Annotated in this window: 14 protein-coding genes; 7 read left to right on the forward strand and 7 right to left on the reverse strand. The window is 62.7% G+C overall.

Going from position 1 to position 13,117, the window contains the following annotated elements:
• Positions 1 to 44: 44 nt before the first annotated feature.
• The gene (gene soxR, locus AC2FNA_RS07160) at positions 45 to 500 is read left to right on the forward strand and encodes a redox-sensitive transcriptional activator SoxR (protein ID WP_496825342.1); all 456 of its coding nucleotides are present in this window, start codon (positions 45 to 47) and stop codon (positions 498 to 500) included.
• A gap of 7 nt (positions 501 to 507) precedes the next feature.
• Here soxR and AC2FNA_RS07165 read toward each other — a convergent pair whose 3' ends face one another.
• On the reverse strand, positions 508 to 816 hold the full coding sequence (locus AC2FNA_RS07165) for an EthD family reductase (RefSeq protein WP_496825343.1): 309 nt from the start codon (positions 814 to 816) through the stop codon (positions 508 to 510).
• Between the two features lie 231 nt (positions 817 to 1,047).
• Between AC2FNA_RS07165 and AC2FNA_RS07170 the strand changes: the two genes are divergently transcribed.
• The 3 genes from AC2FNA_RS07170 (at position 1,048) to AC2FNA_RS07180 (ending at position 5,393) form a co-directional block, all read left to right on the forward strand.
• Positions 1,048 to 2,694, forward strand: a complete 1,647-nt coding sequence (locus AC2FNA_RS07170) for an electron transfer flavoprotein-ubiquinone oxidoreductase (protein WP_496825344.1) — start codon at positions 1,048 to 1,050, stop codon at positions 2,692 to 2,694.
• 175 nt (positions 2,695 to 2,869) lie between these two features.
• Complete coding sequence (locus AC2FNA_RS07175) at positions 2,870 to 4,576, forward strand: tetratricopeptide repeat protein (RefSeq protein WP_496825345.1); 1,707 nt, start codon at positions 2,870 to 2,872, stop codon at positions 4,574 to 4,576.
• Positions 4,566 to 5,393 (forward strand): 4-(cytidine 5'-diphospho)-2-C-methyl-D-erythritol kinase, encoded by an 828-nt coding sequence (locus AC2FNA_RS07180; RefSeq protein ID WP_496825346.1) that lies wholly within the window; start codon positions 4,566 to 4,568, stop codon positions 5,391 to 5,393. Before AC2FNA_RS07175 ends, AC2FNA_RS07180 begins: the two co-directional genes overlap by 11 nt.
• A gap of 79 nt (positions 5,394 to 5,472) precedes the next feature.
• Here the strand turns inward: AC2FNA_RS07180 and AC2FNA_RS07185 are convergent, their stop codons facing one another.
• A complete protein-coding gene (locus tag AC2FNA_RS07185) occupies positions 5,473 to 6,471 on the reverse strand; it encodes a polyprenyl synthetase family protein (protein ID WP_496825347.1) in 999 nt (332 codons plus the stop codon).
• A 56-nt stretch (positions 6,472 to 6,527) separates the two neighbouring features.
• Between AC2FNA_RS07185 and AC2FNA_RS07190 the strand changes: the two genes are divergently transcribed.
• The 3 genes from AC2FNA_RS07190 (at position 6,528) to AC2FNA_RS07200 (ending at position 7,791) form a co-directional block, all read left to right on the forward strand.
• Entirely contained in the window at positions 6,528 to 6,743 is a 216-nt protein-coding gene (locus AC2FNA_RS07190; protein WP_496825348.1) for a putative signal transducing protein, read from the forward strand.
• Positions 6,740 to 7,513 carry a tRNA1(Val) (adenine(37)-N6)-methyltransferase gene (locus tag AC2FNA_RS07195; protein ID WP_496825349.1) on the forward strand — a complete coding sequence of 258 codons (774 nt, stop codon included), beginning with the start codon at positions 6,740 to 6,742 and terminating at the stop codon, positions 7,511 to 7,513. Before AC2FNA_RS07190 ends, AC2FNA_RS07195 begins: the two co-directional genes overlap by 4 nt.
• 113 nt (positions 7,514 to 7,626) lie before the next feature.
• Positions 7,627 to 7,791 carry a YdcH family protein gene (locus tag AC2FNA_RS07200; RefSeq protein WP_011046083.1) on the forward strand — a complete coding sequence of 55 codons (165 nt, stop codon included), beginning with the start codon at positions 7,627 to 7,629 and terminating at the stop codon, positions 7,789 to 7,791.
• Here AC2FNA_RS07200 and yddG read toward each other — a convergent pair.
• From yddG to AC2FNA_RS07225, 5 genes are all read right to left on the reverse strand, one after another.
• Positions 7,788 to 8,654 carry an aromatic amino acid exporter YddG gene (gene yddG / locus AC2FNA_RS07205; protein ID WP_496825350.1) on the reverse strand — a complete coding sequence of 289 codons (867 nt, stop codon included), beginning with the start codon at positions 8,652 to 8,654 and terminating at the stop codon, positions 7,788 to 7,790. The genes AC2FNA_RS07200 and yddG overlap by 4 nt on opposite strands.
• Complete coding sequence (locus AC2FNA_RS07210) at positions 8,651 to 9,598, reverse strand: transcriptional regulator GcvA (RefSeq protein WP_496825351.1); 948 nt, start codon at positions 9,596 to 9,598, stop codon at positions 8,651 to 8,653. The genes yddG and AC2FNA_RS07210 overlap by 4 nt, the downstream gene beginning before the upstream one ends.
• 350 nt (positions 9,599 to 9,948) lie before the next feature.
• Entirely contained in the window at positions 9,949 to 10,671 is a 723-nt protein-coding gene (gene phbB, locus AC2FNA_RS07215) for an acetoacetyl-CoA reductase (protein ID WP_234165607.1), read from the reverse strand.
• 188 nt (positions 10,672 to 10,859) lie between these two features.
• Entirely contained in the window at positions 10,860 to 12,035 is a 1,176-nt protein-coding gene (locus tag AC2FNA_RS07220; RefSeq protein ID WP_011046087.1) for an acetyl-CoA C-acetyltransferase, read from the reverse strand.
• A gap of 167 nt (positions 12,036 to 12,202) precedes the next feature.
• Positions 12,203 to 13,042: an EAL domain-containing protein gene (locus tag AC2FNA_RS07225; RefSeq protein ID WP_496825352.1), complete on the reverse strand. Its 840-nt coding sequence runs from the start codon at positions 13,040 to 13,042 to the stop codon at positions 12,203 to 12,205.
• Positions 13,043 to 13,117: the final 75 nt, after the last annotated feature.

A 13,117-nucleotide genomic window follows, 5' to 3' on the forward strand; every position in this document is an offset into this window, starting at 1 on the left:
TTTCTAAACTTAACTTTAGGTCAAGGTCTGTGCAGGAAAAAAATATGTCCGCATCCGAAGGTCTCTCTATCGGCGCATTGGCAGGGCGCACCGGGCTCGCGGTGTCGGCGATCCGCTATTACGAAACCCAAGGTTTGATCACGCCCTGGCGCAATGCGGGCGGGCAGCGGCGCTATCAGCGCGCCGACCTGCGGCGGCTGAGCTTTGTGATGATCGCGCAACAGCTGGGGCTGACCCTTCCCGAGATTCGAGGGGTTCTGGCCGGTCTGCCGGGCAACCGCACCCCCACCCGCGCCGACTGGACCCGCATCAGCATCGCCCTGCGTGATCGGTTGAACCAGCGCATCGCGACGCTGGAGCGGCTGCGTGACAATCTGGATGGCTGTATCGGCTGCGGTTGCCTGAGCCTGCCCAATTGCGCGCTATACAATCCGGCCGACCGCGCCGGGAGCAAGGGACCCGGCCCCCGGTTGGTTCTGGACGAGACCGGGGACCTGTGACGCGGGCTTAGCCGACCACCTCGCCGATCAGCATCTGCGGCGCATCGTTGTAGAAATTCGGGATATCCGCCACGACCGGCCCGGCGGCGGCCATTGCCGCATTCATCGCGGTCTGATCGGCGAAAACGATGGTGGCAATCGCGTGGAACGGGGGCGGCGTATCGGGACCGCCTGCCAAACCTTTGGTCACAACCGTGTTCTGGATGTGGGGGCCCATGTGTTCGGCGACCAGACCCATGTGGGTGGTGAGGTAGTAGTCGTAATCGAAACTGGTGTCGTCGCGGGCGGGATAGGCGACTTGCAAGGATACGGGCATTCAATCTCTCCAGATAAAAGGGTGAGGGCAGAGTAGGGCGATTCCCGGGGTTGCGGCAAATTATCCTGAAAGGCCCGCAAGAACCCTTATCGGGCGCGGGAATTGCTGCATGTGCGAATATAACCTCGCGTTTCAATTGACGCTTGACCTGCATAGCCTGTAATCAAGCGCGAAACTTTATTGCGTCCGGCCCGCGACCGGAAAGCCAAACCAAAGCCAAGGAGCGTCACGATGGCCGAGATTGAACGCGAAGCGATGGAATATGACGTGGTGATCGTCGGGGCGGGTCCGGCTGGCCTGTCGGCGGCTATCCGTCTGAAACAACTCGATGCCGACCTGAACGTCGTCGTGCTGGAAAAGGGCTCGGAAGTGGGCGCGCATATCCTGTCGGGCGCGGTGCTGGATCCTTGCGGTCTGGATGCGCTGATCCCCAACTGGAAGGAAAAGGGCGCGCCGCTGAACGTGCCGGTCAAGGACGACAACTTCTATATGCTGGGTGAGGCGGGACAGATCCGCATCCCCAACTTTCCGATGCCGCCGCTGATGAACAATCACGGCAATTACATCGTGTCGATGGCCAATGTTTGCCGCTGGATGGCCGAACAGGCCGAGGAACTGGGGGTCGAGATCTTCCCCGGCATGTCCTGTTCCGAACTGGTTTATGGTGACAATGGCGAGGTCAAGGGCGTGGTCGCCGGTGTCTTTGGCCTGGAGGCCGACGGCTCTTATGGCCCCAACACAGAGCCGGGGATGGAGCTGCACGGCAAGTATGTCTTCCTCTCCGAAGGTGTGCGCGGGTCGCTGGCCAAGGAAGTGATCGCCAAATACGACCTGCAAAAAGGCAAAGAGCCGCAGAAATTCGGCGTCGGCATGAAAGAGATCTGGGAGATCGACCCGGCCAAGCATCGCGAAGGCTCGGTCACTCACACCATGGGCTGGCCGCTGGGCGGCAATGCGGGAGGCGGGTCGTTCATCTACCACCTGGACAACAATCAGGTCTATGTCGGTTTCGTGGTGCACCTGAATTACAAGAACCCGCACCTGTTCCCCTACATGGAGTTCCAGCGCTTCAAGCATCACCCGATGGTGGCCGAACTGCTGAAGGGCGGCAAACGCGTCGCCTATGGCGCCCGCGCCATCACCGAGGGCGGATACCAGTCGATGCCCAAGATGGTGGCGCCCGGCGTGGCGCTGCTCGGCTGCTCGGTCGGTATGGTCAACGTGCCGCGTATCAAGGGTAACCACAACGCGATGCTGTCGGGCAAGGCCGCGGCCGAGGCCGCCCATGCCGCCATCAAGGCGGGCCGCCAGTCGGACGAGTTGAGCGATTACGAGACCGAAGTGCGCAGCGGCCCCATCGGCAAGGACCTGAAGAAGGTCCGCAACGTCAAGCCGATGTGGTCGAAATGGGGCCTGACCGCCAGCTTGGCGCTGGGCGGGTTCGACATGTGGACCAATACGCTGGGCTTTTCGCTGTTCGGCACTCTGGGCCATGGCAAGACCGACGCCGCCGCGACCGAGGATGCCAGCAAACACAAGCCCATCGACTATCCCAAGCCCGATGGCGTGCTGTCCTTTGACCGCCTGACCAACGTGTCCTTTGCCGCCACCAATCACGAGGAAAGCCAGCCTTGCCACCTGCGGCTGACCGACCCCGACCTGCCGGTCAAGGTGAACCTGCCCAAATATGACGAGCCGGCGCAACGCTATTGCCCGGCAGGCGTTTACGAGGTGGTCGAGGACGAGGCCGGCCCGCGTTTTGTCGTCAACTTCCAGAACTGCGTGCACTGCAAGACCTGCGATATCAAGGACCCCAGCCAGAACATCACCTGGGTCACCCCACAGGGCGGCGACGGTCCGAACTATCCCAACATGTGATCGGGCGCTGATACGCAGACAAACACCGGGCCGACATGTTGCCCGGTGTTTTCTTTTGTGCAGATGACCGGAACTTTATTGCTGCTTATCGATCCCAGCCCCCCCAGCCATTGCACCCGCGCCCGCAACGCCCTAGCTTTGCGGGAAAGCAGCAGGAAAAGGCGGATCCTTGGCGATGTCTCTGGTCAAAAAAGCGGTGGCGGCGGTACTGGTCTCGGCGCTTGCGCTGCCGGTGTCAGCGGATGTGGGCGCGGGATCGTATCTGGCCGCGCGCCAGGCGGCTTATGACAATGATTTCTCGGCTGCTGCGGATTACTTCGCGCGGGCGCTCACCTTCGATCCCAAGAACCCGGCCCTGATGGAAAACATGGTTCTGTCTCAGCTGGCGCTTGGGCGCCACGAGCAGGCCTATCCGATCGCGCAACTGATGCAGGAGGCAGGGCTGAAAAGCCAGGTTGCCAATATCGCCATCGCGGTTCATCTGCTGGCCGAGGAACGCTATCAGGAGGTTCTGGACCGCGACCCTGAAACCCGGGGTGTGGGCAAGCTGGTCGATGGTCTGGTTGCAGGCTGGGCCGAGATGGGGCTGGGCTCGGTCGCCCGTGCGCTTGCGCAGTTCGACAAGGTAGCGGACGAGGCCGGGTTGCGCGGTTTCGCCAATTACCACAAGGCGATGGCCTTGGCCTCGGTTGGTGATTTCGAAGGTGCCGAGGCGCTGTTCGCCGCCGATGACGGGGCATTGACCACCATCTCGCGGCGAGCGGCCCTGGCCCGCGCCGAGATCCTGTCGCAACTGGATCGGAATGACCAGGCGCTCGAAATGCTGGCCGACGTATTCAACGGCAGTTTCGACCCGGCGTTGACCGATATCGCCGATCGTCTGGCAGCGGGCGAAACGCTGCCCTTCTCTCTGGTCCGCTCGGTCCGGGACGGTCTGGCTGAAGTGTTTTTTACCATCGGCGCCGCCCTGAATGGCGAAGCGGCCGATGATTTCACCCTGATCTATATCCGCTCTGCGGTGCATCTGCGCCCCGACCATATCGACGCGCTGCTGATGACGGCGGGACTGCTGGAATCACTTGGCCAGTACGATCTGGCCGTGGCCACCTACAAACAGATCCCCAGCGACAGCCCCGACTATCACGCCGCCGAACTGGGCCGGGCCGAGGCGCTGCGCCGCTCGGCCAAACCGGACGCCGCCATCGAGGTGCTGGAGAAACTGGCCAAGGATTATCCTACGCAACCGCAGGCCTTTGTGGCGCTGGGTGATCTGGAGCGCCAGCAAGAGGCCTATGACCGCGCGGCCGCCGCCTATGACAAGGCGCTGGAGTTCACCGAAGCCGGCGCACCGAACCTCTGGTTCCTGTATTATGCGCGCGGAATCTGTCACGAGCGTCTGGGCAACTGGCCCGGCGCCGAAGCTGATTTCCGGGCCGCGTTGGAATTGAACCCGGATCAGCCTCAGGTGCTGAATTACCTCGGGTATTCGCTGGTCGAAAAGCAGGAGAAGCTGGACGAGGCGCTGGATCTTATCGAACGCGCGGTCGCTGCGCGGCCCGATAGCGGCTATATCGTTGATAGCCTCGGCTGGGTTCTGTTCCGGCTTGGTCGCTATGACGAGGCGGTTGGGCATATGGAGCGCGCGGTCGAGCTGATGCCGGTCGATCCGGTTGTCAACGATCACCTGGGCGATGTGCTTTGGGCGGTGGGTCGTGTGCGCGAGGCTGAGTTCCAGTGGAAACGCGCGCTCTCCTTCATCAAACCCGACGATACCGATGGAGAGGCCGATCCGGACCGTATCCGCCGCAAGCTGGAAATCGGCCTCGACCGGGTTCTGGCCGAGGAGGGCGTGCCGCCGCTGAAGGTCGCCAATGGCGATTGAGGTCTTTGCGCCCGCCAAGATCAACCTGACCCTGCACGTGACCGGCCAGCGTGACGACGGCTACCACCTGCTCGATTCGCTGGTTGTCTTCGCGGATATCGGTGACACGGTGCGGGTCGTCCCGGCGGATCGGCTCAGCCTCGATATCGACGGGCCCGAAGCGGGCGGGCTTGACGCTGAGCCCGACAATCTGGTCCTGCGTGCCGCGCGCCTGCTGGCGCCTGACCGTGGCGCTGCGATCACCCTGACGAAACGGCTCCCCGTCGCTTCGGGCATCGGCGGCGGCTCGGCGGATGCGGCGGCAGGTCTGCGCGCGCTGGCGCAGCTTTGGGATGTGTCCCTGCCAGAGCCCGAGCAGGCACTGTCACTGGGGGCCGATGTTCCGGTCTGCCTGTCCGCGATGCCGCGCCGCATGCGCGGGATCGGCGAGCAGCTGGATCACGTGCCGCCGCTGCCCGCGATGGATATCCTGCTGGTCAATCCGCGCGTGACAGTCTCGACGCCGACCATCTTCCGCACGCTTGCTGAAAAGAACAATCCGCCCATGGAGCGGGACTTGCCGCGATGGCGCGATCTGCCCGATTTCGCCGGTTGGCTCGCAAATCAGCGCAACGATCTGGCCCTGCCAGCCGTTGCCCAGCAACCGGTGATCGCCGAAGTCATCGATGCATTGAGCGAGGCCGGCGCACTTTTTGCTGGTATGTCGGGATCTGGGGCGACCTGCTTTGGATTGTTTTCACCCGATCCTCCGCCCGCTGAGCCGGTGCTTAGACGACGTCACCCGGACTGGTGGTACGCCCGGGGTCGGCTGCTCTGACCTCTTGTCCCCCTTCATTTCGCCAGAAATACTCCGGGGGTGAGGCCTGTCAGGGCCGAGGGGGCAGCGCCCCCTTGCGTCAGTTCAGCCGCGCCACCACATAATCGGCAAGATCGCTCAGCATGGCACGGATCTCGTGATTGGGCAGCACCTCCAGTGCGGTACGCGCCTTCTCGGCCCAGACGTGGGCATCGGCCCGGGTCGCCTCCAGCGTGCCGTATTTTTCCATCAGCGCCAGCGCCTCGCCCAGGTCTTCCTCGGTCTGTTTGCCTTTTTCGATGGTTCGCACCCAGAATGCGCGCTCTTCGTCGGTGGCTTGCGCCACCGCCTTGATCACCGGCAGGGTCAGCTTGCGCTCGCGGAAATCGTCGCCCACGTTCTTGCCCGTCGCCTTGGCATCGCCCTGATAGTCGAGAAGATCGTCGGCGATCTGGAACGCGATACCCAGGGCATCGCCATAGTCGAACAGCGCCTTGATCTGTGCCTCGGGCACACCGGCGATCACGCCGCCGACCTCGGTTGCGGCGGAAAACAGCGCCGCCGTCTTACCCCGCACCACTTGCAGATAGATGCTCTCATCGGTGCGCAGGTCGCTGGCCGCGGTCATTTGCAGCACTTCGCCCTCGGCGATGGTTGCGGCGGCATTGGCCAGGATGTCCAGCACCCTGAGAGAGCCGGTTTCCACCATCAGTTGGAAACTGCGGGCAAACAGATAATCGCCCACCAGCACCGAGGATTTGTTGTCCCAGAGCAAATTGGCCGTGGGACGTCCACGGCGCTGGCCGCTTTCGTCCACCACGTCGTCATGCAGCAGGGTGGCGGTATGGATGAACTCGACCGTGGCGGCCAGCTTGACATGGTCCTCGCCCTGATATCCGCACAGCCGCGCCGCCGCCAGTGTCAGCATCGGGCGCAGGCGCTTGCCGCCCGCCTCGACCAGATGCGCCGTCACCTCGGGGATGCGGGGCGCGTGTTCAGACGCCATCCGTTTACGGATCAGCGTGTTTACCGCCGCTATCTCATCGGACAGGGTTGCGGCCAGCATCTCATGCGGTTTCGTGCTCACCTTGGCGTCCATCGCTCTCCTGCAACAAGGCTCGACAATGCGCCAACCTTGCCCTTACATCCATCCTTATGAAGGAACTTTTGCGCAGCACCGACCCGACCGTCATGGCCTTTGCATCCGCCCTTCTCGAGGGCGAGGATATAGACTGCTTTCAGATGGACGTAAATATGAGCGTCCTCGAAGGCGGCATCGGAATCTTTCCGCGCCGCATGATGGTGCGGGACGAGGATTATGACGACGCCCTGCGCGTGGTCACCGACAATGGCATTCCGCTGGGAAGATGACCACCTTTGCCGAGAGCGAACTGACCTGCGACGCTTTCCTGGGTGGGCATCTGCAACTCTATCAACCGCGGGCCGGGTACCGGGCCGGGGTCGATCCGGTGTTTCTGGCCGCCAGCGTCACGGCGGATGCAGGACAATCGGTGCTGGAACTGGGCTGTGGCGCTGGTGCCGCAATCCTGTGCCTGGGTCGTCGGGTGCCGGAACTGGCGCTGACGGGGGTCGAATTGCAGTCGGGCTATGCCGATCTGGCCCGGCGCAATGCGGCGCTGAACGATATCGCGCTCGACGTTGTCGAAGGCGATATCGCGGCCCTGCCGCAGGCGCTGCGACAGCAGAGCTTTGACCATGTCATCGCAAACCCGCCCTACTACCTTGCTGGCACCCACAGCCCGGCCAGCGATGCGGGGCGGGCCACCGCGTTGGGAGAGCAAACGCCGCTTGTGCGTTGGGTCGATGCGGCTGCGCGCCGTCTCCGCCATCGCGGCTATCTTCATATTATTGCAAAGGCCGACCGTCTGCCGGATATGCTGGCCGCCTGCGACGACAGGCTGGGCTCGCTTGAGGTGTTACCACTGGTTCCGCGTCAGGGCCGCGCCGCCGAGTTGGTGATTCTACGCGCCCGAAAGGGCGGGCGGGCGCCGTTTCGCCTGCATTCCGGGCTGATCCTGCATCAGGGCACCCGGCATCCGGGCGACCGCGACCATTACCTGCCTGAAATCGCAAAGGTTCTGCGCGAACCCGCACCGCTGCCATGGCCCGGCGCGGGATAAGCCGGGTTTGGCCGATATGTCGGTTTTATGACAGAATGCGACCGCTGCCCGCGTGACAGGCCGCTTGGGATGTGCTCAACTCGATTCATTGACAACAGAGAAGGAGGATCGCCATGAGTGTGAGCGCGCATTTGACCGAACTGAAGAAAAAGCACGCAAATCTCAGTCTCGAAGTTGAACAAGCCCAGCGTTCGCCAGGTACTGACGACCTTCAGATCAGCCAGCTGAAGAAACAGAAGCTGAAGCTCAAGGAAGAAATCGAGCGGCTGTCCGTCTAAGCCGCAAAGCTGGCGCGCGCTGCCAGCAGCGCGCCGCCAGTGATCAGAAGCGCAGAGATTGCCAGAACCCAGCTGGGCGCTGCGATGCCGCTTATTACCAGAACAAGTGTTGACAGCAGGGGGGCGGCATAAGAGCTCGTTCCCAGCAGTTGGATGTCGCCACGTTTCACCCCGATGTCCCAAACGTAAAAGGCCAGACCCACCGGCCCCAGGCCCAATGCCAGGGTCGAGGCCCAGCCCAGCGTATCGCGCGGCCAGACCGTTTCTTCGACCATGAAATGCAGCCCCCAAGAGGCCACGGCGGTGGTGAGGCAGAATATGGCGACCGAACTGGTGGGGGCGTTCCCAAGGCGCCGGGACAGGACCGAATAGCCCGACCATGTCAGCGCGCAGAGCATCGCAAGCCCGTAGCCCGGCAGAAATTGTGTCTGGAATCCGGAGCCACCGCCGTCGGTGATGATCAACGCCGCCCCGGAAAAGGCCAAGCCTGCACCCACAAGATGGCCCCGCCGCAGGCGCTCCCCCGGCAGCAGGCCCGAAAACAGAACTATCAATAAAGGCCAGAGATAGGCAATCAGTCCCGCCTCGGCCGCAGGCGCCAGCCTGAGCGCCGAGAAATAGAGCGCGTGATAGCCGAACAGCCCCAGCGTTCCAAAGGCATATACTCTCCAGCCGACGCTGCGCAGTTGCGAGAGGTTGCCGGTGGCCATGACCCAGACCAACCCCAGCGCCCCGCCAACGGTAAAGCAGAGCGCGTTCAGCAAAAGCGGTGGCACCGGCGCCGATCCGACCGTCAGCAGCGCCAGCAACGCCCAGAGCAGAACGGCAACAAAGCCGATGGCGGTGGCGCGGGTGCGGGTCATGCGGGCGGGATGTCCTTGACGTGAACGATTGTCAAACCGTCCGAGATATGAGCGGTTTTTGCGATCTCGGCAAGAAACCAATCGCGGAATGCCGCGATCTTGGGTTGGGCTTCCGACCCGGCAAGGCAGACGAAGCGAAATCGCGCATCGGTCTCGATCGCAGTCTTGAACGGCATCACGAGTCTTCCCTCGATGACGTCCTTGATGATCATCGGGCGGCGGCCCAGCACTACGCCCACCCCTGCGACCGCCGCGTCGATGGCATGGTCCGCATTGGAAAAATGCGCCCCGCGTTTGGGGGCGAAATCCATGCCCACTGCGCGGAACCATGTGGGCCAGTCGATGGGCGGATCCAGAAAGCTGATTGATTCGTCAAAGATCAGTGGCGCTTTGCGCAGGCTTTCCGGTGTCGGGTACTGGCTCGCCAACTCGGGCGTCATCACCGGGATCATCCATTCCTTGCGGGCAGAGACGGAATAGAGTCCCGCGTCCAGCCCCTGACCAAAGCGGATCGCCACATCGACCCCATCCCGCGCAAGGTCGACCAGCCGCAGGCTGGTCGAGATGCGCAGATCGATCTCTGGATGTGCGCGCGCAAAGTCGTAAAGCCGGGGTGCCAGCCATTTCGCGGTCAGAGCTGGCCCGGCGGTCACCGTCAGGGTGGTGTTGTCCTGCAGCCGACGGGCGGCCCGCCAAGCGGCGGTCAAGACCTCGAACCCTTCCTGTGCGCCCGGGGCCAGGGCGCGCCCTTCCTCGGTCAGTTCTACCGCGCGGTTGAGGCGCCGAAACAAAGGGCGGCCCAGATGCTCTTCCAGCGATTTGATCTGAAAGGACAGTGCCGCAGGGGTCACGCTCAACTCGGCTGCGGCCTTGGCAAAGGACATGTGTCGGGCCGCGGCATCAAAGGCGCGCAGGGCGGTCAGCGGGGGTAGGCGGTCGCTCATGTCGATGCAGTTTTTCTTGCCTAAAGGTCGAAAATGTCTTGTTTGTGATGTTTTTTGATTGGGCGCATATTCACGTCAAGTCAAGCAAAACTGAATAATTCACGAAGGAGCCCTGCCATGATCGAGATAACAACCAATCCCGCCGCCCGTCGGGCTATGGACCGCGCGCATATGGAACGGGCGCAAGCCTTGCGCACGGTCTGGGGATGGCTTTTCGGTTCCCGCTGACCGCTGCGCGCGCGGACTTACGGGATTGGGGGTCGGCCTGATGCGCCGGCCCCTTGGCCGTATTGCAGGCATGAAAAAGGCCGCCCCGCAATGGGGCGGCCTTTATCCCGGATCGCACCAGATCAGACGAAGAACTGTGCGCCGTTTGCCGAAATGGTCGAGCCGTTGATGAAGCCCGAGTCCTCAGACGCCAGGAAAGTCACACAGCGGGCGATCTCCTCGGGCTCACCCAGACGCCCGGCGGGGATGCCAGCGACGATCGAATCGCGCACCTTTTCGGGGATCGCCATCACCATCTCGGTGGCGATATAGCCGGGGCAGATGGCATTTGCGGTGATACCGGCGCGGGCGCCTTCCTGGGCCAGCGACTTGACGATGCCCAGATCGCCCGCTTTGGTCGCGGCATAGTTCACCTGGGCGAACTGGCCTTTCTGACCGTTGATCGAGCTGATCACGATGACGCGGCCGAACTTGCGCTCGCGCATGCCGGGCCAGACCGGGTGCACGGTGTTGAATACACCGGTCAGGTTGGTGTCGATCACCTGATGCCACTGTTCCGGGGTCATCTTGTGGAACGGCGCGTCACGGGTGATGCCCGCATTGGCGACCACGATGTCGATCGGGCCGATCTCGGCTTCGACCTTGGCGATACCGGCGGCCGATTCCTCGTAATCGGCGACGTTCCACTTGTAGGTGGCGATGCCGGTTTCGGCGGTAAACTTGGCTGCGGCTTCGTCATTACCGGCATAGGTGGCGGCGACATTGTAGCCTTCGGCCTTGAGCGCCTTGGAAATCGCGGCGCCGATGCCGCGCGAACCGCCGGTGACGAGTGCTGTACGTGCCATTGAAGAATCCTCCAGATCTGAATTGGCTTGATAATGCTGTTACGCTGCGGGGGCAAAATACGCAATATTGTTTCGTGGAGATTTTCCGCATTGCAGAATGTCAATATTGTCGCACTTGCAGCATGCTCTTGGAATGCCACGAAAAAGGGCGCCTGACGGCGCCCTGTTCCTATGGCCGGTTCGGGCGATCAGTCACGCTCCACGCAGAGGGCGACGCCCATGCCGCCACCGATGCAGAGGGTGGCGAGACCCTTTTTGGCGTTGCGGCGCTTCATCTCGAACAGAAGGGTGTTCAGGACGCGGCAGCCCGAGGCGCCGATCGGGTGGCCGATGGCGATGGCACCGCCGTTCACGTTGACGATGGCCGGATCCCAGCCCATGTCCTTGTTCACCGCGCAGGCCTGGGCGGCAAAGGCTTCGTTGGCCTCGACCAGGTCCAGGTCCTCGACCTTCCAGCCGGCCTTGGCCAGCGCCTTGCGGCTGGCGTGGATCGGGCCGACACCCATGATCGACGGGTCGAGCCCGGCGGTGGCGTAGGAGGCGATGCGGGCCAGTGGCTCGATACCGCGCTTTTCCGCGTTCTCGGCGGTCATCAGCAGGGTGGCGGCGGCACCGTCGTTCAGGCCGCTTGCGTTGGCGGCGGTGACGGAACCGTCCTTGGTGAAGGCGGGGCGCAGTTTCTGCATCGCCTCGATGGTGGCGCCGTGACGGATGTATTCGTCCTTGTCCATCACGATGTCGCCCTTGCGGGTCTTAATGATGAAGGGGACGATTTCATCGGCGAACTTGCCGGCATTCTGCGCGGCTTCGGCCTTGTTTTGGCTGGCGACGGCGAATTCGTCCTGCATCTCGCGGCTGATCTGCCACTGCTCGGCCACGTTCTCGGCGGTCTGGCCCATGTGATAGCCGTTGAAGGCGTCCCAAAGACCGTCGCGGATCATGGTGTCGATGTATTTCATGTCGCCCATCTTGTGACCGGCGCGCAGGGCGGCGGCATGGGGTGACAGGGTCATGTTCTCCTGGCCACCGGCGGCGACGATCTCGGCATCGCCCAGCAGGATGTGCTGTGCGCCCAGCGCCACTGCACGCAGGCCCGATCCGCAGACCTGGTTGATACCCCAGGCCGAGCTTTCCTTGGGCAGGCCGGCATTGACATGCGCCTGGCGGGCGGGGTTCTGGCCCTGGGCGGCGGTGAGGACCTGACCCAGAATGGTCTCGCTCACCTCGGCCTTGTCGATGCCGGCGCGCTCGACAACGGCTTCGAGCACCGCGGCGCCAAGGTCATGCGCCGGGGTATTCGCGAAAGAGCCGCCAAAGCTGCCGACGCCGGTGCGGGCGGCAGATGCAATTACTACGTTGGTCATGTGATCCGATCCTTTGCCGTCATGATCCTATTGGGGAAATCTGACGGCATGACGGGGCGATGTCGACCCCGGAGCGCCCTTATCCCCGCTCTAGCCCCCTTGACATAGCCCAGTGCTGCACATGCAGCAACTGACAGCTTGTCTCACAAGTAATGCCAGGATGGTGATCAGCCGTTGGCCTTTGCGGTTTCGGGTCGTTCCCAGGCCGGCGTGACGGTCGGCGCGCCGTAGAGGTAACCTTGCAAGCAATCGACCCCGTTTTCAGCGAGAAAGCGCGCGTCCTCTTCGGTTTCGACCGATTCGGCGATAATCAGCATTTCGAACTCGCGGGCCAGCGCGATCAACGCTCTGACGGTGGCGCGATTGGCGGCGTCGGTACTGACCTGACGGATGAAACGACCGTCGATCTTGACCGCGTCAAAAAAGAAGTCGCGGAAACTGTTGAAGTCGATGGGGCCGTCACCGAAATCATCCAGCGCAAAGGCGATGCCGCGCGGTTGCAGCCTGTCCATGAAGTCGATCACGAGTTCCGGAACGGCCATGGCCGAGGTCTGATTGATCTCGAGGATCAGCCGATCGGCCAAGGTTTCGTCCCGCTTGAGAAAACGTTCCAGCACCTGCATCCATTTGCGGTAACCTATCGAGCGGGCGGACATGTTGATTGACAGGCGCAGCGTCGGGTTGCGAACCAGCGCGCGCAGACCGGTTTCCAGCGCGATACAATCCAGTTCCCGCCCGATTTCGGTATTCTCGACAGCTGGCATGAAATCACGTGCGGGGATGACCCGGCCGGTTTCGTCCAGCACGCGAATGAAGCCTTCATAGAAGGCAGTGCCATGTGGTGGCACGGTTTGCAGGACCGGCTGATAGGCGAGCAGACAATCGCCATGCCGTACAGCCTCGGTCGCCATGGCGACGGCGGATCGGTCACGGCTCGAGACCGCCGCGCTCAGGGGGTTTTCCGCCCCTTCGGGCAAGTCTGCCAGTTTCTTGATCCGGGGGCGCATCGAGGTTCCTTGTCTGACAGGCCAGAACGAGAGATGTGCCCAGCCTTGGCCAAAATCGTGAACCACAGGTTAAGC

This window comes from Ruegeria sp. YKSD163, assembly GCF_059612905.1.

What these genes read in the sequence shown, in the direction of transcription:
- AC2FNA_RS07200 (WP_011046083.1), top strand. Translation starts at nt 7,627, where the DNA reads ATGAGTGTGAGCGCGCATTTGACCGAACTGAAGAAAAAGCACGCAAAT.
- AC2FNA_RS07170 (WP_496825344.1), top strand. Translation starts at nt 1,048, where the DNA reads ATGGCCGAGATTGAACGCGAAGCGATGGAATATGACGTGGTGATCGTC.
- AC2FNA_RS07225 (WP_496825352.1), bottom strand. Translation starts at nt 13,042, where the DNA reads ATGCGCCCCCGGATCAAGAAACTGGCAGACTTGCCCGAAGGGGCGGAA.
- AC2FNA_RS07220 (WP_011046087.1), bottom strand. Translation starts at nt 12,035, where the DNA reads ATGACCAACGTAGTAATTGCATCTGCCGCCCGCACCGGCGTCGGCAGC.
- phbB (WP_234165607.1), bottom strand. Translation starts at nt 10,671, where the DNA reads ATGGCACGTACAGCACTCGTCACCGGCGGTTCGCGCGGCATCGGCGCC.
- AC2FNA_RS07210 (WP_496825351.1), bottom strand. Translation starts at nt 9,598, where the DNA reads ATGAGCGACCGCCTACCCCCGCTGACCGCCCTGCGCGCCTTTGATGCC.
- soxR (WP_496825342.1), top strand. Translation starts at nt 45, where the DNA reads ATGTCCGCATCCGAAGGTCTCTCTATCGGCGCATTGGCAGGGCGCACC.
- AC2FNA_RS07195 (WP_496825349.1), top strand. Translation starts at nt 6,740, where the DNA reads ATGACCACCTTTGCCGAGAGCGAACTGACCTGCGACGCTTTCCTGGGT.
- AC2FNA_RS07190 (WP_496825348.1), top strand. Translation starts at nt 6,528, where the DNA reads ATGAAGGAACTTTTGCGCAGCACCGACCCGACCGTCATGGCCTTTGCA.
- yddG (WP_496825350.1), bottom strand. Translation starts at nt 8,654, where the DNA reads ATGACCCGCACCCGCGCCACCGCCATCGGCTTTGTTGCCGTTCTGCTC.
- AC2FNA_RS07175 (WP_496825345.1), top strand. Translation starts at nt 2,870, where the DNA reads ATGTCTCTGGTCAAAAAAGCGGTGGCGGCGGTACTGGTCTCGGCGCTT.
- AC2FNA_RS07165 (WP_496825343.1), bottom strand. Translation starts at nt 816, where the DNA reads ATGCCCGTATCCTTGCAAGTCGCCTATCCCGCCCGCGACGACACCAGT.
- AC2FNA_RS07180 (WP_496825346.1), top strand. Translation starts at nt 4,566, where the DNA reads ATGGCGATTGAGGTCTTTGCGCCCGCCAAGATCAACCTGACCCTGCAC.
- AC2FNA_RS07185 (WP_496825347.1), bottom strand. Translation starts at nt 6,471, where the DNA reads ATGGACGCCAAGGTGAGCACGAAACCGCATGAGATGCTGGCCGCAACC.